The organism is Natrinema limicola JCM 13563 (assembly GCF_000337475.1).
GTDB classification, from domain to species: Archaea; Halobacteriota; Halobacteria; order Halobacteriales; family Natrialbaceae; genus Natrinema; species Natrinema limicola.
The window spans coordinates 1-23,878 of sequence record NZ_AOIT01000033.1; the positions used below are offsets into that span (position 1 = coordinate 1).

Below are 23,878 nucleotides of genomic sequence, written 5' to 3' on the forward strand. Positions count from 1 at the left end.
CGTGAGATCGTGCTGATGTGTCTCGTCTACAACATAAAACAGTACGTGACCCGCTGATTCCAACGCCCTATGGCGATTCAATAGAGCCCTCTTTTCGATCTGTGACCGATTGTTGTAGATCGTCGCAACCTGCGCCGGCGTCCGGTCTTCTAGACCGTACGCCGCGTATCCTGTCGTCTTCACGCCAGATTTTCCACGGTCACCGTTCTGGTAGGTGACGTTCACCGCCATCGGAAACGTCTGTTCGTGCTCTTTTCCCTCACAAATCGTCTCCTCTGTCATGTATGACGCTGTTACGGAGAGCTTCTCTCGGATCGACGCCTTTCCGGTCCTGACTGGGAAGACTGGCGGTGCAACCGCCCGAAGGACGCCAATCAGCTCCCCGACATAGGCGTCTCGATCCATGAGAATGCGGTCAATCTCGAATGGATACGTCTCGACGCGGGCGAGCAGGCGCTCGACCGCGTCGGCCTTGCTATCTTCGCCAGCAACTGGTTCAACCGCGAGTGTCAGCGGCTTTCCTTGCGCAATAACGAACGCTGTGCAGTAGCGATGACACTGGGTAGTCCCGTCCCGAGCAGCCATCCGTCTGATCTCGCCGTCACTCCTGGGTGTTCCATGGAAGGGGTTGTCCATGAAGTCGATACAGACGGTTCTCGACCTATAGCGGTCGAGAACCGTCATCGCCAGCGTAGCGAGAATATCGTTAACAGCGTCTAGCATCGGATCTTTCTGGAGCGTATGGAGCCAATCNGCCAGCGTAGCGAGAATATCGTTAACAGCGTCTAGCATCGGATCTTTCTGGAGCGTATGGAGCCAATCCATGACGGGCTCTCGATTGGGCGTTTCCTCTGCATTGGTCGTGACGCCGTTGACAGAGGTTGTCCCGACAGCGGCTCGAAGAACGACTTCCATGATATCACCGGAATCGAGGGGCGAGCCCTCGATTCCTGGCATCGGGATCAACGCAAGCAATTCCAGAGAAAGAGCCTTGAGTTGCCGGTTCGAAATGAACTCGTCCGGATCTGTAAGTACCCGTTTGAGTTTTGGTAGGTTCATACGGACTGTCCGGACAGCGGATGAATCAGTGACCTGATTCACCCGCTTCCCATTCATCTATGTGTCAGACGTGAGCTCATTGAGCCAGAGTGGACAACTAGCGACAGTGGGGGACGAATCGTCCCCCACCGGTCAGTTAATCGATGTTGAAATTCCGTGCACGGATTCTGTCATTCGTAGCTACAGCGTCACCCCGAAGAAGGGTCAGTTAGCAGGCTGAAATGCTCGATATCAGTCGGATTGTCAGTTTTCGGCGACTCGAAAGACCGCCTATGGTTGTTATAGCTTGGAGTCTGCCTGTTTAATCGCGAGAGCGGGCAGTTGACGCTGAGAACAGCTAAACTGCAAATTCTACTGTCCCAGCGTTCGGCATTCCTCTGCCTTTAGCGGAGGTGAATGTCAAGTTATATTTCAGTTACTCGTTCATACTCGTCGGAGAGCGCTGCGGCGTCCTCCGGGAGCAATGCGGCGAGCAGGTAGCCTGTGTAGTCGGTTAAATAGTCTACGAGGGTCGCGATCCGTTCAGAGTCGATCGCTTCCAACGAATCGAGCAGCATGAACGGAATGTCTTCGTACACTTCGTGTGCGAGATAGCCGGCAAGTGCAAACACGAGTCCTGTTACTTCCCGCTCGCTCTCGGATAGGTGATCGATGGTGTCCTCGTATGCCGCACCTGACGTGGAGGTACGAATGACGTGCAACTGGAAGACGGACTTCGTCACTTTGCGTCTCCCCTCACGTACGTCACGCTCAACACGCTCGATCCAGATGCGGTCGAGGTTCGCGTAGCCGAGCATCTCAAGGACAGTATCCATATGCTCGTTGAATTCCTCGACCGCGTTTTGTTCGATCTGCTCTATCTTCGTTCGAAGGTCCTCGATCTCGGCGCTGACTTCGTCATGTCGTGTCTCGATGTCTTCCGCCTGGGCGATACGCCCTTCGATCTCTTCGATCCGGCCTTCAACGCGCTCGAGGTCGTTTTCGAGCTTTCCGAGCTCGTATTCGATCTGGTTTGCCTCCTTGTGAAGATCTAAGATGGCACTGTAGTCCTCGTTCTCTAACTCTTCTACCTCCGCTTCGATCGTCTCTATTTCGTCGGTGACCTCCTCACGGCGCGTCTGCAGTTCGTCGATCGTGTTCTCGCTGCGCTCGATTTCCCGCTCTAGATCCGATAGTCGCCGTTCGATGCGGTCGCGTTCCCGCTGGGCCTGCTGGAACGATCTCTTTTTCTCGTTTAGGTCGTCGATCTCGTCGTCTAACTCGTTTACGTCGTCGAATTTAGCCCGGCTGATCTGCCGTAACTGATCGATCGTCGATTCGATCTGCTGTTTTTCGACTTCGCTCCCACACGTCCAGCAGGTTACGTCGTCGCTCGGGAGCAACTGCTCAGTGATGTCTTCGGTCGAACCCTCAGAGAGCGTCTCGAGCGCGCTCGTATCGGCGTCTTCGAGCATGTCCTCGTTGAAACCGATGACGCTCTGCAGTTCGCTGACTTCTGCCTCGAGGGTTTGTTTCTGCTCCCGGAGCCGGCTGATCTCCGACTCGATCTCCGAGATTTCGCCGACTGGCGTTTCGGGATGCTCGGCTTTCTCATCTTCGAGTTCCTGCTGTTCGCGATTGAGCGCTTCGAGGCTCTCGCGTTCCGTTTCGAGATCGTATCGGATGTCGTCGAGTTGCTTTCGCTTCGACCGCAGTTCGTCGAGTTTGTCCTCAAGAGCGGATTTCTCCTCGCGCGTTTCTTCGACATCGGCGTCGGCGTCCTGTAGCTCCGCTTCTTTCTCTGCGAGTTCGGCCTTCTTTGCTTCGATTTCTTGTGTAAGCTGCGTTCGCTTCTCTTCCAGCCCGGGGAGTTCTCCTTTAAGATCGTCGATTTCGTCGAGTTCACGTTCGAGATCGCGGCGCTTTTCGACGAGTCGATCGATTTCGGAGTGAATGGCGTCCGTGTCGACCGGTCTCATGATGAGTTCCCGCAGGTCATCGCTCGTAGCAACGGCTCGACGAGCCTCGTTCGACTCGAGCAGGAAGGCAAACAGATCGGCGAGCATTGGATCGTCGAGATACGGCTTACCGTCGGAAACAATGGTACCGGACCGCCGGCTCAGCGTCCGGGTATACGTTTCGTCACCGAGTGTGAGTTCAACGGACGCTTCGTCCGCGTCTCCTTTGATCGAGACGTTTTCACTGCCGAGCGCCGCCATCACTGCTTGGAGAAACGACGTCCGGTTGGTCGCGTTGCGACCTTCGAGAACCGTCACTCCTGGGGAGAACTCGACCGTGGTCTCTTCAATTCCACCGATATTCTCTGCGTGTATCGTTCCGGTCTCACGAATCTTTTTCTGTTGTTCCATACGCCCGTATCCGTGCCGTTTGCTGATAAACCTTTATATAGAAGTAGGACAAAAGTCGCTGTTTCGGACCCAGCGTCTTCGCTCATCGCCAACTGCTAATATTGCATTCAAACCACAATAATGTCGAAAAATTCGGGTGTTTTGAACAGAAATAACCTTGTTCAAACAGCCAACGAACACACTTTAGTATCCCTCGCTGACTATGTCTCAATGATGGCTGACGCTTCGAATTCGAACGGCACCCCCAGATACAAAGTTGGAAAGGTCATCAATCGATATTCGCTCGACGGGATGGGGCGCGAACTTGAGGAATATTGGGTTGGTGACGCGAAAGACTCTTACAGCCTCCGTGAGCTCGCGGAGTATTTCAACAAAGAAGTACTACGCAGTGCGTTAGCAGGAACTTCACAGCAACGCTTCAGCGGCGATATCGAGACGATTTATCACGCCCTCACGGACGACGACGTAAGCCGGGGCGAGCAAACTCGCGTCCGGAAAACGCTCGAACGCGATAGTATCGATGTCGAACAGTTACAGAATGACTTCGTCACACACCAGGCGATTCACACGTACCTGACAAAAGGACGGGATGTGGAAAAAGGGACGGAGGCCGGTGACCGAATCGAGTCCGCTCAACAGACGATCAACGGGCTTCGAGGTCGGCTTATCGCCGTTGTAGAGACAGTGCTCTCGAATCTCAGGGATACGGACACTCTCACGCTCGGCTCGTTCGATATTTTAGTCAAAATTAACGTACACTGCACCGACTGCGGGACTCACAAGAACCTCACCGAACTGTTGAGTGATGGGGGCTGTGAGTGTGAGGATGGGCAGTGAGCGCTCTCTCTGACCGTCTCAGGGTGCGTCAGTAGCTGTTTGTGATCGGTATCGATCTCGTTTGGGACACAACCATTACAGACCTAGTTATGTAATGGAGTGTGTTACGGACGAACGCTGTTCGCCGAAATCAATCTCAACTGTTCATTCTTGATGAATGGCGGATTGTTAATCACTAACATAGATCACGATAGAACTGTTCCTCAATCTCAAATTATCCCAGTAGACGCGCTTTTCGGCCCAGATGCTGAGCAACGTTGCGACATATTCGGAGATAGTTCTCTCAATTCATTCGAGTAACTCGGATAAGGTGAGCGTTTGTAACACTCTCTTCACGAAATCTCTGTTCCGTCTTGTGGTTTCTGCCTTCGGCTGTTTCGTACTGGTTCCAAGAGAGGACGGTCATGACTGCGTATTGCTGAGGCCTTGCCTACTCTGAATCCGTCGAATAAGTTATGTCAACGCGATCTCCGCCAGATTCAACGACAATGAACAATATTATTGGTGTCGAGTTCGTCTTCCCTTTTATGGGAAATAGAAACACGGTCAATTCGGATGAACGGATGCTCGATATCATGGAAGCACTCAAAGAGCACACGTCCGCCGGTGTGACGGAGCTCGCCGACGCTGTGGATATGCCAAAGAGCACTGTACACGTTCACCTCTCGACACTCAAAGACCGAGGATACGTCGTCCAGAACAACTCGCAGGAGTACCGTCTTAGCCTTCAGCTGCTCGATATGGGGATGATGGTTCAGGAGACCCAGGAGATGTACGACGAGGTACTCCCGAAACTCGACGAACTTGCTGAAGAGACGGACGAAAAGGCTTGGTGGACCGTCGAAGAAAACGGGAAGGCCGTGTTCATCGCCAAGTCCGTAGGAAAGCACGGCATTCAAACCAACGCTCGGATCGGACACCACATCGAACTGTATCAGCTAGCGGCAGGAAAGGCCATCCTCGCAAACCTGCCAGCAGTGCGACGGACAGAAATCCTGGATAGCTACGACTATCCACTTGGCGGCGAAAAAACCCGTGCGGAACTTGAGGCAGAACTCGAGGAGATTCGAGACCGGGGTGTCGCGTATGGATCCGAGCAGTTCCTGCAGGGCGTCTCCGGTGTCGGCGCTTCGATTACGGACAATGCTGGAAACTCCTACGGAGCAATCAGCGTCTCAGGTCCGTCCAACCGCCTCGACAGCGACCGCGTGGAAAACGAGCTTGCAAACCTCGTCCGGGGTCTCGTGGGCGAACTACGAGTCAATCTCTCGTACCGTTAGTTCTACTCACTCGAACGGGTGACTGAGGCAGATCCTTCTATTTATTATCTCTTCCCACGGATAGCGGCGATTATTCTTCGTGAGTAACGTTCTACTCTTTCGAATGCTGAACGTTGTGTGTTATCAAAGTTGCCACTTACGATATGGCTGGTGAACGTGTAGGAGCGGTGCTATGCTGTCTCTGCTTCGCTACAAATGAGAACTGGTCGGTCGGTATTCAGCACGACTGATTGGCTCACACTCCCGAACAGCATTTTGCCCGCTGGTGTTCGATTGCGCCCAGCGACACAGATCGCATCGGCATCGAGTTCTTCTGCGGTTTCGAGGATCGACTCTGCCGGGTCGCCACTCCCCTCTCGCAGCTCGACCGCCACGCCTGCGTCTTCGAGGTTCTCCTGTGCTCGTTTTACGGCTTCGACCTGCGTGACTGACGCACCTTCCAGATTGTCAACAAAGTCGTGGAGCAGGTACGCACGGGTATTGTCGATGTCGAACAGGTCGATAACTGTCTCGGCCTGGACGGCCGCGCGTTCGACGTTCTGATCGATACCGAGTACGATCTCTTTCATGGACATATATTCGCAGACGGATCTGAAATAAGTACCGCCCGTCCCGCGGCACGAGGGCATCGACCGATATCGGATCCACGTAGTCAATCCGGTCTCGTCAGCGGGAGATCCGAACAGTATCGCTGGAGCGAGCCGCTAGTCGGCCAGTCCGACGCCAAGGTGTTCGTCGAGTACCTTGTCGTTCTCGCTTACGTCCTCGGACGGTCCTTTGTGGACGATATGGCCCTTCTCGAGGATGTACGTGTAGTCGGACACCCCGAGTGCGACTGGGATGTTCTGTTCGACGATCAGGACGGTGATCCCCTGATCGTTGAGATTCTCGATTATATCCTCGATCTGTCTGACGATGTACGGTGCGAGCCCTTCAGTCGGCTCGTCGAGCAGGAGCAGGTCGGGATCGGCGATCAGTGCACGCCCGATGGCGACCATTTGCTGTTCGCCGCCGGAGAGTACCGAGCCGTAACTATCCTCGCGCTCCTGAAGATTTTCAAATATGTTGATTACTTCGTCGACCGAGGGCCCGTTGCTCGCGTCGACGCCCATGTGGCCCATCTCAATGTTTTCACGGACCGTCAGCCCGGGGAATACCCTGCGCCCTTCCGGGACGAACGCGATCCCCTTCCTGATGGTCGACTCGGTATCGAGGGTCGTGATATCGTCTCCATCGAATTGGATTGAGCCGCCGGTCGGTGCGAGGTTGCCGACGACCGATCGAAGCGTCGTCGTCTTGCCGACCCCGTTGCGGCCGACGAGCGAGACAACCGAGCCACGCTCGACCTCGAGTGAGAGTCCTTGTAGTACCTCGGTCATATCATATCCGGCGCGCAAGTCCTGTATCGAGAGCAGTGGATCACTCATCGCGAGCACCTCCGAGATATGCATCACGGACGTCCTCATTGGTAGCGATATCCTCTGGCGTCCCGCTCGCAAGCTCCTGCCCACGAGTCAGGACGGTGACCCGGTCGGAGACACGCATGACGAGATCGATATCGTGTTCGATGAGCATTAGCGACTGGTCCGAGAGGACATCACTGATGAGCGTCATCGTTTCGTGCGTTTCCTCGCTACTCATCCCTGCGGTTGGTTCGTCAAGCATAACTAATTCTGGGTCTGTCGCGAGCACGAGACCGATTTCCAGGCGACGCTGGTCACCATATGCGAGCGTGTCTGCGTGCACGTCTGCACGATCGCGCAGCCCAATCTTGTCAAGGATTTCGGTGGTTCGGTCGGTCAATTCATCGAACGAGTCCTTGTCGCGGAACATCGCCTCTCGACGACTGATCTCGTCGCCGTACATCGATTGCGCGGCGAGTCGGACGTTCTCACGGACGGTGAGACCGCCGAATACATTGGTGATCTGGAACGATCGGCCGACACCGTGATGGACGCGCTCATGTGGCGGCATGTTCGTGATGTCTGTGCCGTTGAAGCGCACGGTCCCTTCGGAGGGGATGAGCGCGCCAGTGATGAGGTTGAACGTGGTGGTCTTGCCGGCACCGTTCGGGCCGATGACGCTCCGAAACTCGCCTTTCTCGACCTCGAGGTCGACGTGGTCGACAGCAGTGAGCTCACCGAAGCGTTTCGTCAGTCCATTCGTTTCGAGTACTGTCTCAGTCATGCGTGTTCACCTCCGATTCGTCGAACCCGACTGACGGGCTGTCGCTTTCCGCACTCTGGCGACGCTGAACGAGCAGCGACGGGATCGACACGAGTCCACGTGGAACGAACAGCACGAACAACACGAAGATGGTCCCGATCACCAGTCGCCATTGCTCGGTGTACGACGAGAGAATGTCTTCGGCACCGATGAAGACGCCGGCACCGATCATCGGCCCGAAGAGCGTTCCCATACCGCCAAGCAGCGTCATCACGATGACCTCACCGGAGTGAATCCATGCGAGGGTTTGATCCGGCGAGATGATGAACGTACTTGGCTTGACAGCCAGGAGGCCGCCAGCCATCCCGGCCATCCCACCACTGATCACGAACGCGCGGCGTTTGTACTTCGTCACGTCGTAGCCGATAAACTCGGCACGTTCCTCGGCCTCGCTGATGGACTGAAGGACACTCCCGAACGGCGCGTTCATGAACCGACGGGCGAATAGGAGCGATGCGACCGCCAGAATCAGCGCGGTGTAGTAGAAGACGATGTTCGGCGTGATCTCGAACCCGGCGATCAGTAGGTTGATGCCATTGAGTTCGGCACCGATGCCGGCAATTCCGAAGAACGTGTCCCAGCCGAGCAACCCGTCGCTGCCCCCGGTGAACTGGAACTTGAACACCGCGTTGTAGAACAGTTCGGCGAACGCCAGCGTGATCATCGCAAAGTAGACGCCGGAGACCCGAATCGAGAGACTGCCAACGATCCACGCGATGAGCGCACAGATGACGATCGCACCGAAGAGCGCGATGATAAACGACGACGTGTAGTGGATCATCACCAGCGCGGCCACGTACGCACCGACGCCGTAGAACATCGTGTGACCAAGTGGGACGAGGCCGGTGTAGCCCATGACGATGTCCAGACTCAGAGCGAAGATGGCCATGATAAGAACGCGGTTAAGGAGGATGATGTAGTAGTCATTGCCGGTCAGGAGGATGGCAAAGGGGGCGATGGCCAGCAGGCCGACTGCTGCTGCACCCAGTTTCATCCGGACGCTGTCCGTGAACACGCCGCCGTCGGCACCGGTCAAGAGGTCGCCCTCTTCACCGCCTTCGTCCTGAAACTCCGGGTTCCCGAATAGGCCCTGTGGCTTGACCAGCAACACGGCAATCATCAACAGGAAGATAGTGAGCCCTTCCAGGTCCGGCAGCGAGAGCGTGATTCCGGCGACCTCGCCGAACTCCGTGCCGCCGTACGTCCGCGTTATCGTGCGGATAATACCCACGAGAAGGCCGCCGAAGACGGCACCGCGGAAACTCCCGAGTCCGCCGAGCACGACGATGATGAACGCGGGGATGATGACGCTGTTACCCATCCCGGTACTGATGCTCTGGTAGCCGCCGAGAACGATCCCGCCGACAGCCGCGAGCGCGGCACCGAGACCGAACACGAGCGTGTAGTACTTGTCGATATCGATGCCGACGTTGCGGACCATCTGTCTGTCCTGTGAGCCGGCTCTGACGATCATCCCGTACTTGGTCCGTTCCAAGAACAGGTAGATCCCGAGCGCAAGCGCCCCCGCGAAGACGATCATGAAGTAGTTGTACAGGGACACCTGAATGCCCGCGACGCCGACTGGCTGGCTGAGATATCCTGGCACCCCGAGATTCCGCTGTTGGGTCCCCCAGACCAACTTGATCAGGTCGTTGATGATGAGGACGAGCCCGAAGGTAAGGAGGATGTGATACAGGGGATTTCGGCCGTACAGCGGTCGAATGGTGAAGCGTTCGATGGCGACACCGACGATACCGACCAGCAGCGGTGCGACGACCAGTGCCGTCCAGAACCCTACCCCGACGCCGAGCGCACCCGAGATACTGAGTGCGAAGTACGCCCCGAGGGCGAACAGTTCCCCGTGGGAGAAGTTAATGACGTCCATGACTCCGAAGATGATGGACAGTCCCGCAGCTAACAGGACGTACACCATCCCGAGGGTGACGCCGTTGATCAGCTGTTCGGTTAGGTCTGCTACGAATGTCATTGGTACACTAGTTCAGTTCACAGCCCAGTTCGGAGCCTGGCGGCAGCGTGTTCTCGCCCTCGACCTTGCTAAGGAGATCCACGTTAGCCATGTCGCCGTCGCCTTCGACCAGCTCGCCCATCCAGGTTGGGTTAGTGGCCTGATGATCGGACTCCCGAAGCGTGATATCTCCCAGCACCGTCGTGAACGTTCCGCCCTCGAGGGCGTCTCTGACGTCCGTGGGGTCGGTACTCCCAGCTTCCTGCATGCCTCGCACCATCAGGCGGATGGACTCGTAACCCACTCGCTCGAAGTTCCCGGGGACGCCGTCGTATTCGTTCTGGTAGGCTTCGACGAACTGCTGGTTGTCGCCGAGATCGACTGAGGGATCGTAACGGACACCGCCGTAGGTACCGACCGCATTGGACCCCGCTCCTGAGCGCGCGCTCTTGAACGCCATCGTCGGACCGACAAGCGCTTTCTCTTGCGCGAGACCCTGGTTTGCGGCCTGATTGACGAAGTTGACGAGGTCCCCGCCGGTCATGCCGAGGATAACCGCGTCGGCGTCGGACGAGCTAATCTGGCTTATATACGAGCCGAAGTTCGAAGAGCCGAGGCTGGATTCTGTCTTCCCAACTTCAGTGAAGTTGCTGTTTGCGTCCTGCATCCGTTCTCTGGTCCGATTGTAGACCGAATCCCCGTAGGCGTAGTCGGCGATGTGGAACCAGACGTTTGAGCCGATCTCGTTTACCGTGTACGCCGAGATCGCCTCGGCGATCTGAGCCGTGCTCGTCTCGAAGCGGAAGACCCACTCGTTGCACGCCTCGCCCGTGACCGGAACGGCCGCCGCACCTGGGAAATAAACGAATTCCGCATCGCTGGCGAACTCGTTAAGTCCCAGCGCGACGGAACTGGAGATCGCACCGAACACGAAGTCGGCTTGTTCCTGCTGAACGACTTCTTGGGCGGCCTGGGACGCGGCTCCGGCCTCCGTCTCGGTATCGTCGTACACCGCGTCGATCTCGTAGTCGAACTCGTCGCTGTCGTTGATCTGCTGGACGGCCAACTCGACGCCATTCCGCTGTGCCGGACCGAGTGAACTGTAGGCCCCGCTCATCGGATTGAGGCTCGCAATAGTCACTGTTTCGTTCCCACTCCCTCCCGCACAGCCGGCGAGCGCTACAGTGCCCGCTGCGCCGGCGGCCGACAGGAACGTTCGACGTGAGGAACCGAATACGATACTGTCATTGTCTCCATTGGTTGCCCCTCGCATGGGTATGATATCCACTGCACACCAGTGCCTAATAAATCATTATGTTCAACTCATATATACGAGGGGTTGATAAATAAGGGTTTTATATTTAATAATGGACGAACCGTCCCAACTGGGAGAATGATAATTCCTGCTTATGATCGATCTGTCATGGAAAGTGTTACTCGGCAACTCGAACTACAGGGCCGTTACCGCGTCAGTTCCCACTTTACCGGTCGTGTCGAGACCGTCGCTGCCCTCGGCTGCCCCAGTCCTCGCGGTCTCGAGTACGCGCTGAAACCGAGTGCTACGGACTCCTGTCACTCAGTACGGCAGGCCTGCGCCCCGTCTTGGTGTGTGCCGAGACCAGTGACAGCAGACCGGATAGCGGAAGCCCGTTTCACTGAACCCACACTGTTTTCCAGTTCACGAACTCCTTGATGCCGGCTTCCGAGAGTTCACGGCCGTAGCCGGAGTCTTTGATCCCGCCGAACGGCACGCGCGGGTCCGACTTCGTCATCTCGTTGATGTAGACGCAGCCGGCATCGATCTCGCGTGCGAGTCGCTGTCCGCGCTTGCGGTCGTCGGTCCAGAGGCTCGCGCCCAGCCCGAACCGCGTATCGTTTGCGAGTTCGATGGCTTCGGTTTCGTCGGCCACCTCGTAGACGGCCGCAACGGGGCCGAAGGTCTCCTCTGCGTCCGCAGGGCAGCCCTTGGGAACGTCGGTCAGCACGGTCGGCGGATAGAAGGCCCCCTCCCTGTCGAGGGGGTCGCCGCCCGTCAGAACCGTCGCCCCGGCCTTGACGCTGGCTTCGACCTGGTCGTGGAGTTGCGCCATCAGGTCGGGGTCCGCCTGCGGCCCGACATCGGTCGCCTCGCTCATCGGGTCACCGACCGTGAGGCTCTCGAATTCGTCGACGAACCGGTCGACGAATTCGTCGTAGACGGCCTCGTGAACGATGAACCGCTTGGCCGCGATACAGGACTGGCCACCGTTCTGCGTGCGCGCCTGCACACCTGTCTCGACGGCGCGACCGAGGTCTGCGTCGTCCAGCACGACGAACGGATCGCTCCCACCCAGTTCGAGGACGGTCTTCTTGAGGTGTTTACCGGCGGTCTCGGCGACGGCCCGGCCGGCCGGCCCGCTGCCGGTGAGCGTCGCAGCGCGTACCCGATTGTCGGTCAGGACGTCTTCGACCTTGCTCGAGCCGACGAGCAGCGTCTGGAAGACGCCCTCGGGATAGCCAGCCTCGCGGAAGACCTCCTTGAGCACCATGGCACACCCTGGTACGTTCGAGGCGTGTTTGAGCAGGCCGACGTTGCCGGCGGTGAGATACGGGGCGGCAAAGCGGATGACCTGCCAGAATGGGAAGTTCCAGGGCATCACCGCAAGCACGGGTCCGAGCGGATCGTGGACGGTCTTAACCGACGTTCCCGGTGGGCTGGGATGGTGGTCGGCCTCGAGGTAGGCGCTCGCGTGCTCCGCGTAGTGATCGCAGGCCCACGCGCACTTCTCGACTTCGGCGACGGCCTGGGAGATCGGTTTGCCCATCTCCTTGGTCATCAACTCCGCGTACCGCCGCTTGTTCTCCCGAAGCACGTCGCCAGCGGCCGCCAGCAACTCCTCGCGCTCACGCAGCGGGCGCTCGCGCCACGATTCGAAGGTCTCTATCGCAGTCTCGAGCGTGGCCTCGACGTCCGCGTAGTCGTCTTCGGTGTATTCGGCGAACTGTTCGCCAGTGGCTGGATTGACCGCGTCCATGGCAGTGAGTATCGCTAGCACTACTCTTAGGTATTTTCATTCCACGAACGGGCCGCGGTCAACCTGAGGATTTATTTCGGGGGGTGTGATAGTGACCAGTGATGTACAAGCACATTGCCCTGCTCGTTCGACAGGAGGGTATGTCCCATGCAGAGTTCGTCGACCACTGGCAGAACAACCACACACCCATCGCGAAGGATATCGAGGGTGTTGTGCGGTACCAGCAGGTGCTGCCGACCGAACCCGAACACGCCGAGTTCGACGGGCTGGCGGAACTGTACTTCGAGACGCTTGAGGATCTTCACGAGGCGCTTGGCAGTCCCGGCTCCCGTGACTACGACCCCACCAAAGAGATCGCGGCGAAAGCCCGCGAGGACGTTGACAACTTTCTGGCTCTCGAGGAGCGTCCGCGGTTCATTGGCGAGGAGATCGTCCAGAAAGACGACGTCAAGAGTGACACTGATCACCTCTACAAACACTCGGCGTTTCTGGTTCGTCAGGAGGGCATGACTCACGAGGAGTTTGTCGACTACTGGCAGACCAACCACACGCCCATCGCTCGTGAGATCGACGGTGTCGTCAAGTATAACACCGTCCTGCCAACCGATTCCGAGAACGCAGAATTCGACGGCGTCGCCGAACTGTACTTCGAGGATCTCTCGAAGCTCTACGCCGCGCTGGGCAGCGAAGGGTCCCGTGACTACGACCCTGCGAAGGGGAAAGCTAAGGAAGCCCGCGAGGACGTCGACAACTTCCTGGCCCTCAAGGAGCGCCCGCGGTTTATCGGGCAAGAACGACTCGTCAAAGACGAACGCTGAGCCATGCCCGACTACGAGAGCCAAGTCCGCGAGGCGTTTCCCGAACTCGATTCGATCGACAGTCCCGACCTCCGCGAGAAAGTCATCGAGGCGTGGATGCTCGGACTCGACCGGGGCGGCTGGCGACACATCGAGGATATTCCCTACGCCTGGAACATCCACGAGGTAACCAACGTCGAGCACGTTCGCGGCGTCACGCGCATCGCTCGCCAATCGGCTCAAGAGCAGCGCGACTTCCACGGCGCGGACCCCGACATCGACGTCGTCGTGGCCGCGTGTCTCCTTCACGACGTCGGCAAGTGCTACGAGTACGTCGATTTCGTCGACGACGAGCAGTTGCTCGAGCCGGATCGAACGTACGCGACCGAGGAGGTCCCGCATTCGCTGTCGGGGTATGCCCTCGCCCACGAGGTCGGCTGTCCGCTCGCGGTCCAGCGGGCGATCCCTCACTTCATCGGCGAGATTCCCACCCGGACGATGGAAGCGGAACTCGTCAAGAGCGCGAACTCGGCGTCCTCGAACGCGATCACCCAGTCGGCGATGGGGATCACGCTTCAGGAGTGGGTCGACGAGTACTCACAGACACAGAACTGATAAGAGGATTCCCCCACCGATCGCGTCTCACGGCTCGTCGGCAGTGGTACCAGCCGTTCAGGTGCGATCGTGTATTCAACCTATCCCGTCTTGTAGACGCCGCGAGCGTCCGCGACCTGTGTGTCGTCAGCAGCGTAGACCGCGACATCGACGACGCCGACGTCACTTCCGAGCCGAACGACGTCGGCTTCCGCGTACAGATCGCCGGTCCCGGCTTCCAGATAGTCGATTCGCATGTCGATGGTCGGAACCGGCTGGTCGACCAGTGAGACGAGCGCGGCACCGCCGACGGTGTCCGCCAGGGTGAACGTCACGCCGCCATGGGCCATTATCCGATCGTCGTTCCAGGATAATGCTTCTCGCATCTCGATGGTTCCTTCGGCGTGTCCGTCCGCCGCCTCGGTGACCTCGACACCGAGCAGGTCGGCGAACGGCATGTTCTCGAAGAACGCTTCGATGTCCATGACGGCCGGGATTTTTCTTTCCGGCTAATTAACCGTTCTGGTTCGTGTCACGGTAACGTGGGCCGCTACTCGATTCGAGGACGAATCGGACGAGAGGTCGGTACGGCGCTATCGAGCGGTCGCAATCTCGTCGATGGCGTCGGGGTTCTCGATGCTCGAGAGATCGTCCAACTCCTCGCCCGTGTAGACGGACTGGATGATGCGACGGACGATCTTGCCGCTCTGGGTCTTGGGGAACCCGTCGACGAACAACACTTCGAGCGGACGGAACGGCTTGCCCAACTCCGCGCCGACCTGTGTGCGTAGCTCCTCTCGCAACTCGTCGGTTTCCTCGTAGCCGTCGGTGACGACGACGTACGTGACGACGGCGGTTCCTTTGGTGTCGTCGGGTGCGCCGATCGCGACGGCGGCGTTGACGGCCTCGTGTTCGATGAGCGCGCCTTCGACTTCGGCCGGGCCGACCTTTCGGCCGGCGACGTTGAGCACGTCGTCCGAACGGCCGTGGAGGAACCAGAAGCCGTCCGCGTCCTGCTGTGCCCAGTCGCCGTGGTCCCACATGTCGTCGAACCGTGACCAGTACTCCTCGAGGTAGCGCTCGTCGCCGCTCCACAGCGACTTGGTCATCGACGGTGCGGAAGACTTGCAGATGAGATAGCCTTCCTCATGATCGTCGGCGACGGACTCGCCGCTGGCGTCGACGATGTCGACGTCCATGCCAAGCGCCGGCCCGCCGAGAGTGCCAGGTTTCAGCGAGTGCAGTGGCGTCGGCTGGAGGAAACAGCCGAAAATCTCGGTGCCGCCGGAGATGTTCATGATGGGTGCCTCACCACGGCCGACGTTCTCGAGGAACCACTGCCAAGAGTCGGGATCCCACGGCTCGCCGGTCGATCCCAGCAGGCGTAGCGAGGAGAGGTCGTGGCCGTCTAGCCACTCATCACCCTGTTTCTGGAGCGCGCGGATGGCGGTCGGGGAGATGCCGAAGACCGTCAGGCCGTGGTCGTCGATCATCCGCCAGAAGCGATCCGGCTCGGGGTAGTCCGGTGCGCCCTCGTAGAGGAAGATTGTGCCGCCGTGCGCGTGGTTACCGATGAGCGTCCACGGTCCCATCATCCAGCCGATGTCGGACACCCAGAAGAACCGATCCGAGGGCTTGTGGTCGAACGAGAAGTAGATTTCCTTCGCCGGTTGAACCAGTCCGCCCGCGTGGGTGTGGACGATCCCCTTCGGCTGGCCCGTCGTGCCCGACGAGTACAGCAGCATCGACTCCTGATCCGCGGGGAGTGACTTCGTGTCGTACTCGTCGGACTGCGTCCCGACGGCGTCGGCCCACCACTCGTCGCGGTCGTCGTCCCACGGGATCGACGCCTCGTCGGAACCTAATCGGTCGTAGACGATAGTGTGTTCGACGTGGCCGGCTTCGTCGATGGCGTCGTCAGCTTGTGCTTTGAGCGCGATTTCGCTGCCACGCCGGTAGAAACCGTCGCCGGTGAACAGCACCGAACACTCGGCGTCCGCGATGCGCGTCGCGGTGGCGTCGACGCCGAAACCGGAGAAGATCGGCACCGCGATCGCACCGACCTTGAAACAGCCGTAGAGCAGTGGGACGATCTCGGGGACCATCGGCATGTAGAGGCCGACGGTGTTGCCGGTGTCGATACCGCGCTCCTTGAGGGCGTTGGCGACCCGATTCGCCTGCCGATGCAGTTCGTGATAGGTAACCTCACGGACCTCGCCGTCTTCGCCCTCCCAGATCGTCGCGACCCTGTTCCGGGCCTCGGCGTCCGGCTGGGCGTGGCGGTCCACGACGTTGTGTGCGATGTTGAGTTCGCCGCCGACGTACCAGCCAGTAAACTGCGGGCCGTCGCTCGCATCGCGGACCCGGTCGTAGTCCTCGTAGAACTCCAGGCCGAGGTGGTCGACGACCTCGTCCCAGAACCAGTCAAGGCCAGAGGCCGCTATCCCATCGACCTCGCTGACGGTCAGCTCGTGGAGTTCTTCGAAGTTATCGATGCCGTGTTCCTGCATGAACGCGTAGACGTTGCTATCCTGAACGAACTGCTCGTCCGGTTCGTAGCGTATCTCCTCGGGCTCGTCGAGTAATCCTGCCATTGTAACCCATGCACAACTGGTGACAGTATCCTCTTAAAAATTTGTGCGTGCCAGTTCGACGATGCGTGGTGCGTCCGATCGCGGTCACCCGCGATGGTCGTAGACGCGCTGGACCTTGCCGACCTCGGTACGGGCGATGCCGCCCGGCTCGACGAGTTCGAGGTCGTCCGGCGTAAATGAGAGGACGTTCTGCAACCGGGAGAGGATCACATCTCTTAGTTCGTTCTCGCTTCGGTCGCTCTGCTCGTCTTTTTCGATGGTAAGCTCCATCACGTCGAGGCTTCCGTCCTTGTGAAGGTCGATGCGGTAATGGGGAGCGACGCCGGCAACGTCGAGGATGATGTGTTCGATTTCGCTCGGGTAGAGATTGACACCACGGACGATAAGGAGTTCATCGGTGCGACCAGTGACGTTGTCCATGCGGACCATTGTCCGGCCACACTCACACTCGTCGTAGTTCAGCGTCGTGAGATCACCCGTTCGGTAGCGCAACACCGGCAGCGCCTCTTTCGTGAGCGTAGTCAACACGAGCTCACCCTCTTCGCCCTCTTCGACGGGCTCGCCCGTACGCGGGTCGACGACCTCCGGATAGAAGTGGTCCTCCCAGACGTGCAGGCCGTCCTGGGCCTCGTGACACTCCGCGGCAACGCCCGGACCGATGATCTCCGAGAGGCCGTAGTTGTTGATCCCGGTCGCGCCGAGTCGCTCCTCGATCTCCTCGCGCATCGGCTCAGTGCAGGTCTCCGCACCGTAGGCGATCACGGAAATCGGGAGCTCGCGTGGATTCAGCCCCATCTCTTCGGCCGCCTCGGCGAAGTACAGCGCGTAGGAGGGCGTACACGCGAGGACGTCGCTCTCGAGGTCCTGTGCGAGTTCGATCTGTCGCTGCGTGCCGCCGCTGCTCGTCGGCACGACCGTCGTGCCGAGTTCCTCGGCACCCTGGTGGAAGCCCAGGCCGCCGGTGAACAGGCCGTATCCGTAGGCGTTCTGAACGGTATCGCCGGGTTCGACGCCGGCCGCGGCCAGTGACCGCGCCATGGCTTTGCCCCAGACGTCGAGATCGGCGTCGGTGTAAGAGACGATCTTGGGCTTGCCGGTCGTCCCGGACGACGCGTGGATTCGCGCGAGCTCCTCGTCGTCGACGGCGAACAGGCCGTCGGGATACTCGTCGCGGAAGTCCTCTTTGGTCGTCATCGGGAGCGTCGTGATGTCGTCGATGCTCTCGATGTCGCTCGGGTCGACGCCGGCGTCCTCGAGTCGTTCGCGGTAGAACGGGACGTTTTCGTATGCGCGTTCGACCGTCTTCGTGAGCCGGTCTGCCTGTCGTTCACGGAGCGCTGCCCGATCGAGTGACTCGTTACTACTTCTCATACCAAAACGATGAACGGTCCCCTTCAAAAAGATTCGTGATATCGCTGCGGAGACGGACCGCTGTCAGTCAGTGCCGGTGAACCCGTGACACATCATGCAGATGCGCCGTTCAGTGACGGCAGCCCGTATCAGACAAGTTCGGGGCGGACTTCGTCGCCGAGTCGACGGATACACTCGGCCATCTCCTCGGTACCGGCACCTGGGTGGTACGTCCGGAAGATGAAGTGAATGTCGTCGCCGAGCGTCTCGCGGTAGGTCTCGAGTTCGTCGACGACCTGTTCGGGCGTGCCGAAGATCGCCTGCTCTTTGAGTTCCTGTTTGCGCTCGTCGGACAGTTCGTCGACAGGTTCGCCGGAGAAGATCTCCTCGTACCGGCGCTGGATGTAGAAGTAGCCGTCGCGCATCGCCTCCCAGGCTTCGTCGCGGGAGTCGCTGACGAACCCGTGCTGGAGGACGTACACCTGAAAGTCGCCGTCGATGTTCTCGTGCTCGCGGACGGTCTCGATGTCCTCCGTGCGCTTGCGGACGCCCTCGAGCGAGATGGCCGAGGGTGCACACCAGGCGTCGCCGATGCGGGCGGCCCGCCGAACGGCGGGCTTGGCAGCGCCGCCGAGCATGATCGGTACGTCGTGGGCCGGTTTCGGCGTCACGTCGACGTCGGCCGAGATCTCGTGGAAATCGGGCTCGTAGTCGAGTGTCCCCTCCGACCACGCACCGCGAAGCACGTTGACGGTGTCGGTCAGCCGGTCGACTCGCTCGTCCTTGGAGATGCCGAACGCGTCGAACTCGTCGACGTTCGAGCCGATCGAGAGACCGAGCGTCGTCCGTCCGTCCGTCCGCGATCTGGTCGATCGTCGCAACGTCCTCCGCGAGGCGGACCGAATCGTACAGCGGAGCCAGCGCGATACACGGCCCGAGTTCGATGTCGTCCGTGACCGCCGCCAGCGCACCCAGCGCGGGCGAGATTCCCGACATGTACCCGTCGTCGAGGAAATGATGTTCGGATACCCACGCGCTGTCGAGGCCGGCGTCGTCGATGACGCGGCCGAACTCGAGCATCTCGTCGTAGATTTCGCTCATCCAACGGTCGTCGTCCGGTCGCTGTTGACAGGTAAACAGGCCAGTCCCGAGTTGCATACACTACTCAATTCGGGTGGGCCGTCTTAACCCTTGGCGAAGGGGCGAGGTTCCGCCCGGGAGAGCCGACCAGACCGTTACACCGAAGCCCGTCGAGCCGAACAGTCATCCCATGGCAACGTTCACATACGAGACGGAAGTGCCAGTTCGCTTTCGCGATCTCGATCCGATGGGGCAGGTCCACAACGCTGTCGTCCTGATCTACGTCGAGGAAGCTCGCGCACGGTACTTCCAAGAGGTCGTCGGCGAACGACTCGAGCAGACCGACGGCGCCCTGGTCCACCAGGAGATCGACTACACCGTTCCGATCGAACTCGAGGACGCGGTGACGGTTCGCTACCGCGTCTCGAAAATCGGCGCGTCCAGCCTCACCACGGTCTTCGAGGTACGGACAGACGACGGTATCGCGGCGAACGGCGAGGTCGTTCACGTGGTGCTCGACGAAGCGGGAGAGACTCGAGCGGTGCCCGACACGTGGCGCGAGAACATTACGGCGTTCGAAGACGGATCGGTAGAGATAGTCGAGTAGAGAGACGAGATGTCAGCGTATCGGCGGGGTCAGTCGTCGGTTCCGGTTCCGTCGCCTGTGACGACGCCGGTCGATTCCTCCGGACTGCCCTTGATACGGCCGAGATCCATCACCGCCTTGATGCCCTCGTCCAAGTCGTGATAGTCGCTCGTGCTCGTAACAAGCGAAACGCCGACGAAGACGACGACGGCGACGATCGTGGCGAGTTGGCCACCGAGGAATCCCAGAGGAAGTTCGACACCAGCGTACTCGCCGCCGTAGGCGAGGAGGATCGTAAGCGCCAGTCCGGCGCCGCCGCCCGCGAGTGCGCCTTCGGCGGTCGCTCCCCGCCAGTTGTACGCGATAGCGATACAGGGGAAGATGACGGCCGCGAAGATTGCCCAGCCCGCGGCACCAAGGACGAAGATAAGGCCGGGGAAGGTGGCTGCGATGACGCCCGCCGCGATAAGGAGCGCAGCCGTAATCAGACGCCCCCAGTGGACTTCCTGCTCCTGGGTGAGGTCGACGTTCCGGTGTTCGATGAAGTAGTCGTGGACGACCGCGGACGCGCCCATGTTGAGGAACGCGTTGCTCGTCGACATGATCGCGGCCATGACCGCAGTGAGCACGAACGCGACGACGACGTCCGGAGCCCACTGGATGAGCGCGAGCGGGAGGGTCGCGTCCGGGTTGCCCGGATCGGCGACAGTCCCACCGATGACGGCGGCCCGCAGGAACGGTGCGGCGAGCCAGTACATCGCCGTTGCGAGGTACGCCGACCCCGTGATGAGTGCGCCCCACTTCAGCACCGACACGTCGCGTACCATGTAGAACTTCGTGATCGCGTGGGGCTGGCCGGCGACGGTCGCCTGGATGACGATCACCGAGATGACCAGGCCGATGGCCATGAGTCCGTCGCCGCCGAGCAGCGTGAACTCGAAGTACGCGGGATTTTCCGCCTGGATCGTCTCGATCATCCCGTTCCAGCCGACCCCGGAGTTCGTCACGACGTAGTACGCGGTCAGTACGCCGCCAAGCACCATGATCGCACCCTGAATCGCGTCGGACCAGATGGCCGCGAGCATCCCCCCGATGACGGTGTAGAAGCCGACGACCACCAACCCGATCACCAGTGCCTGGAAGAAGCTAATCGGCAGGATGAGTGATCCGACGATCCCGAGTGCGGCGTACTGGGCGGCGAGGTACCCCATACTGCCGAGCAGGACCGACGCCGCACCGAGCAGCCGGACACGCTCGTCCTGGAAGCGGTAGTACATCGCGTCTGGCGCGGTAATCGCGTTGCGTACGTCGCCGAGTACGCGCATCTTCCGTCCGAGCAACCAGTACGACGCGGTGAACCCGAAGATGATCAACCCGCCGACCAAAATGAAGTACTCGAGGCCGACGAGGTAGCCCGTTCCGGTGACGCCGATCATTCCCCACCCGCTCTGGATCGAGGCGAACACCGCCAGCGCGACGACGAGGACGCCCGACCGTCGTCCCGCCACGAAGTACTCCTCCTGGTTAGTCTGGTATCGACTCGCCAGTATCCCGATTCCGACCATCAGAACGGCGAACACAGCGAAGAATATCACTGCGGTCTCCGAGTAGTAGTCGACGCCGAGGTCATCACCCCACGTCTGCAGCGGGATCAACACGCCAGCATTGACGCTCATCAATCGTTCACCTCACTGGGGTCGATTCCACCGAGAGAGTCCCGTTCCCGAACCGTCTCCGTCCCCTCCAACTGCGTCCCGAGGTACACCGAGACGACGAGAAAGAGGACGACGAGCGAGAGAAACACCTCGACGACCGGCGTCGGGAATCCGAGCAGGTAGCTCATCGGACGATCACCCCTCGGCCGCGCTGGTGTTGGTCTCTCGCGCCGATCACCGCTCGACGGCCCGAGTACAGTTCGTGCCATTCAGACCCATGATGTGTAGTATCGTGCCACATACAAACCAAACAATCAAATTTGTAATACATAAGCGTTACGCCGCCTTCCGTCGCGATGGCTGGTCACCGACGCTCGAGACGGCTCGAGTTCCAACGACGAACCGTCGTCGACGACCGTGGGAGAAACAGTTTTGTTGTATGCTATATGTACACGAAATACATGTCCGACCGGCATAACGCACTCTTCGAGTCGATCGATCTCGGCCCCGTGACGGTGCCGAACAGGGTTTTTCAGCCGCCACACGGGAACGCGTACGGGCTCGGTGACCAGCAGACGGCCTTCCGTGCGGAGAAGGCACGGGGCGGATTCGGTCTGATCGTCCAAGAGTACAGCCAGATTCACGAATCGACCGACGTTACGCCCGTCGACTCGGGATACATCCACGACGACGAGACAATCCCGCCACAGCGAGCGATGGTCGACGCGGTTCACGACCACGGTGGAAAGCTGTTCGTCGAGTTGTGGCACGGCGGTGCGACGGCCGGGAACTACGGGAGCCGCCGCCCACCGCTTTCGGCGTCGCAGCTTCCAACCGGCAACTACTACACGCCCAAGGAGATGGAACACGCCGACATCCGGGAAATCGTCGCGGCGTTCGGTGACGGGGCAGACCGGGCGCGGCGAGCAGGCTACGACGGCATCGAACTCCACGCAGCACACGGCTACCTCATCTCACAGTTCCTCTCGCCGTTCTACAACGACCGCGACGACGAGTACGGCGGTTCACTCGAGAACCGAATGCGGTTCTTCCGGGAGGTCATCGAGAGCGTTCGCGAGAACGTAAGCGACGACATGGCCGTCGGTGCCCGGTACACGATCGACGAACGCGTCGAGGGCGGGCTAACTGCGGACGGCGACGGGCTCGAGATCGTTCGGCGAATCGGCGACGACCTCGACTTCTGGGATATCGACATCGGCGTCAAACAGTCGATCGACGACATGATCGCGCCGAGTCGCCGCCACTCGAAGAACTACCAGATAGACTTCGTGAAAGCTGCCACCGACGAACTCGACGTTCCCGTCGGCGGCACCGGGCGAATCACCGACCCGGACGACGCGGTCGCGCTCCTCGAGGAAGGGTACGTGGACATGGTCGGCATGGCACGCCAGTCGATCTCGGACCCCCACTGGCCACGAAAGGTGAGAGAGGAGCGCATCGACGAGATCCGGGAGTGTATCGGCTGTAACGTCTGCGTCTCGCAATCGAGACAGGGAATCCCGCTCACCTGCACGCAGAACCCGACGGTCGGGAGAGAGGCGGTTTGGCCGCCCGAAGAGTACGAAACAGTCGACGAACCGAAAGGCATCCTCGTGGTCGGCGGCGGGCCGGCTGGCATGGAGTTCGCAAGGGTCGCCGGCGAGCGTGGGCATCTCGTTCACCTCAACGAGAAAGCGGAGACGCTCGGCGGCCGGGTCAACTTCGAAGGGACGCTGCCTGATCTCGGTGAATGGAACCGGGTTCGCGACTGGCGGACGACCGAACTCGAGCGGCTCGACGACGTCGCCGTCCACACGGGAAGTAGAGCAGAGATGTGCTACGACGACGTCGAGAGCTACGGTGCGGAGGTCGTCGTCGTCGCGACTGGCGCGAGGTGGTCCGAGAAAGGTGAAACGTCGGGAACGCACCGTCCCGTTCCGGGCTGGAATCGTGACCACGTGCTGACTCCCGAAGACGCGCTCGAGGTCGATCCCTCGGGACGGAACGTCGTGATCTTCGACGAGGAGGGGTACAACGTGAGCGCCGGCGTCGCCCAGTCGCTCGCCGCCGACAACGACGTGACGTTCGTGACGCCGAGTGCGAGCGCGTTCGATCAGGCGGTGCACACGTTCGAACGGGGAACGATCTTCACGACCCTCTTCGAGAGCGGCGTCGAGTTCGTACCTCACCACGCGCTCGAGGAAATCCGCGACGACGACGTCGTCACCGCCAACGTTCACTCGGGAGCGCAGACCACGCTCGAGGCGGACTACGTCGTCTTCACGACGATGCGAAAGTCGAACGACGACCTCTACCGCGATCTTACGGCGAACCTCGACTCGCTCCGGCAGTCGACCGAAATCGAGGAAGTTCATGCAATCGGTGACTGCGTCTCGCCGCGGCGGATCGCCGATGCCGTCTATTCCGGTCACGAACTCGGTCGGCAGGTATAGGAGATCAGCGCCCTGCAGAGAGCGGTATTTGTGAGTCGC

19 protein-coding genes and 1 pseudogene are annotated in these 23,878 nt (G+C 59.9%); 6 read left to right on the forward strand and 14 right to left on the reverse strand.

What is annotated here, in order from left to right:
- Window positions 1-1,059 (reverse strand): ISH3 family transposase (locus C476_RS07915; protein WP_241430479.1); only part of this gene is annotated, 1,059 nt, incomplete at its 3' end.
- Window positions 1,060-1,463: 404 nt separating this feature from the next.
- The gene (locus tag C476_RS07920) at window positions 1,464-3,407 is read right to left on the reverse strand and encodes an archaea-specific SMC-related protein (RefSeq protein ID WP_008011676.1); all 1,944 of its coding nucleotides are present in this window, start codon (window positions 3,405-3,407) and stop codon (window positions 1,464-1,466) included.
- 210 nt (window positions 3,408-3,617) lie between these two features.
- Between C476_RS07920 and rdfA the strand changes: the two genes are divergently transcribed.
- Window positions 3,618-4,244 carry a rod-determining factor RdfA gene (gene rdfA, locus C476_RS07925; RefSeq protein WP_049911660.1) on the forward strand — a complete coding sequence of 209 codons (627 nt, stop codon included), beginning with the start codon at window positions 3,618-3,620 and terminating at the stop codon, window positions 4,242-4,244.
- Between the two features lie 527 nt (window positions 4,245-4,771).
- Window positions 4,772-5,524: an IclR family transcriptional regulator gene (locus C476_RS07930; RefSeq protein ID WP_206536886.1), complete on the forward strand. Its 753-nt coding sequence runs from the start codon at window positions 4,772-4,774 to the stop codon at window positions 5,522-5,524.
- Window positions 5,525-5,694: 170 nt separating this feature from the next.
- Here the strand turns inward: C476_RS07930 and C476_RS07935 are convergent, their stop codons facing one another.
- The 6 genes from C476_RS07935 to C476_RS07960 form a co-directional block, all read right to left on the reverse strand.
- On the reverse strand, window positions 5,695-6,093 hold the full coding sequence (locus C476_RS07935) for a universal stress protein (RefSeq protein ID WP_008011681.1): 399 nt from the start codon (window positions 6,091-6,093) through the stop codon (window positions 5,695-5,697).
- Window positions 6,094-6,228: 135 nt separating this feature from the next.
- Window positions 6,229-6,951: an ABC transporter ATP-binding protein gene (locus tag C476_RS07940; protein ID WP_049911672.1), complete on the reverse strand. Its 723-nt coding sequence runs from the start codon at window positions 6,949-6,951 to the stop codon at window positions 6,229-6,231.
- Entirely contained in the window at window positions 6,944-7,711 is a 768-nt protein-coding gene (locus C476_RS07945; protein ID WP_008011685.1) for an ABC transporter ATP-binding protein, read from the reverse strand. Before C476_RS07945 ends, C476_RS07940 begins: the two co-directional genes overlap by 8 nt.
- Window positions 7,704-9,737 carry an ABC transporter permease gene (locus C476_RS07950; RefSeq protein WP_008011686.1) on the reverse strand — a complete coding sequence of 678 codons (2,034 nt, stop codon included), beginning with the start codon at window positions 9,735-9,737 and terminating at the stop codon, window positions 7,704-7,706. Before C476_RS07950 ends, C476_RS07945 begins: the two co-directional genes overlap by 8 nt.
- Window positions 9,738-9,744: 7 nt before the next feature.
- On the reverse strand, window positions 9,745-10,989 hold the full coding sequence (locus C476_RS07955; RefSeq protein WP_049911661.1) for an ABC transporter substrate-binding protein: 1,245 nt from the start codon (window positions 10,987-10,989) through the stop codon (window positions 9,745-9,747).
- A gap of 379 nt (window positions 10,990-11,368) precedes the next feature.
- Window positions 11,369-12,730, reverse strand: a complete 1,362-nt coding sequence (locus C476_RS07960) for an NAD-dependent succinate-semialdehyde dehydrogenase (RefSeq protein ID WP_008011689.1) — start codon at window positions 12,728-12,730, stop codon at window positions 11,369-11,371.
- Window positions 12,731-12,831: 101 nt separating this feature from the next.
- On the opposite strand from C476_RS07960, the gene C476_RS07965 reads away from it, so the two are divergent.
- Complete coding sequence (locus C476_RS07965) at window positions 12,832-13,548, forward strand: EthD domain-containing protein (RefSeq protein WP_008011691.1); 717 nt, start codon at window positions 12,832-12,834, stop codon at window positions 13,546-13,548.
- A gap of 3 nt (window positions 13,549-13,551) precedes the next feature.
- Window positions 13,552-14,142 (forward strand): HD domain-containing protein, encoded by a 591-nt coding sequence (locus C476_RS07970; protein WP_008011693.1) that lies wholly within the window; start codon window positions 13,552-13,554, stop codon window positions 14,140-14,142.
- An 80-nt stretch (window positions 14,143-14,222) separates the two neighbouring features.
- On the opposite strand, the gene C476_RS07975 is transcribed toward C476_RS07970, so the two are convergent.
- The 4 genes and pseudogenes from C476_RS07975 to C476_RS07990 form a co-directional block, all read right to left on the reverse strand.
- Complete coding sequence (locus C476_RS07975) at window positions 14,223-14,606, reverse strand: PaaI family thioesterase (protein ID WP_008011694.1); 384 nt, start codon at window positions 14,604-14,606, stop codon at window positions 14,223-14,225.
- A 108-nt stretch (window positions 14,607-14,714) separates the two neighbouring features.
- Window positions 14,715-16,715, reverse strand: coding sequence for an AMP-binding protein (locus C476_RS07980; protein WP_008011696.1), 2,001 nt, complete (start codon window positions 16,713-16,715; stop codon window positions 14,715-14,717).
- An 84-nt stretch (window positions 16,716-16,799) separates the two neighbouring features.
- Window positions 16,800-18,086 (reverse strand): phenylacetate--CoA ligase PaaK, encoded by a 1,287-nt coding sequence (gene paaK / locus C476_RS07985; protein WP_008011698.1) that lies wholly within the window; start codon window positions 18,084-18,086, stop codon window positions 16,800-16,802.
- Window positions 18,087-18,214: 128 nt separating this feature from the next.
- Window positions 18,215-19,223, reverse strand: a pseudogene (locus C476_RS07990) (LLM class flavin-dependent oxidoreductase).
- Between the two features lie 112 nt (window positions 19,224-19,335).
- Here C476_RS07990 and C476_RS07995 point away from each other — a divergent pair.
- Window positions 19,336-19,752 carry an acyl-CoA thioesterase gene (locus C476_RS07995; RefSeq protein WP_008011700.1) on the forward strand — a complete coding sequence of 139 codons (417 nt, stop codon included), beginning with the start codon at window positions 19,336-19,338 and terminating at the stop codon, window positions 19,750-19,752.
- A 29-nt stretch (window positions 19,753-19,781) separates the two neighbouring features.
- On the opposite strand, the gene C476_RS08000 is transcribed toward C476_RS07995, so the two are convergent.
- A complete protein-coding gene (locus C476_RS08000; protein WP_008011701.1) occupies window positions 19,782-21,407 on the reverse strand; it encodes a sodium:solute symporter family transporter in 1,626 nt (541 codons plus the stop codon).
- Window positions 21,407-21,574 carry a hypothetical protein gene (locus C476_RS18700; protein ID WP_160162896.1) on the reverse strand — a complete coding sequence of 56 codons (168 nt, stop codon included), beginning with the start codon at window positions 21,572-21,574 and terminating at the stop codon, window positions 21,407-21,409. Before C476_RS18700 ends, C476_RS08000 begins: the two co-directional genes overlap by 1 nt.
- Before the next feature lie 273 nt (window positions 21,575-21,847).
- Between C476_RS18700 and C476_RS08005 the strand changes: the two genes are divergently transcribed.
- Entirely contained in the window at window positions 21,848-23,839 is a 1,992-nt protein-coding gene (locus C476_RS08005; RefSeq protein WP_049911673.1) for an oxidoreductase, read from the forward strand.
- The last annotated feature ends 39 nt before the right edge of the window (window positions 23,840-23,878 follow it).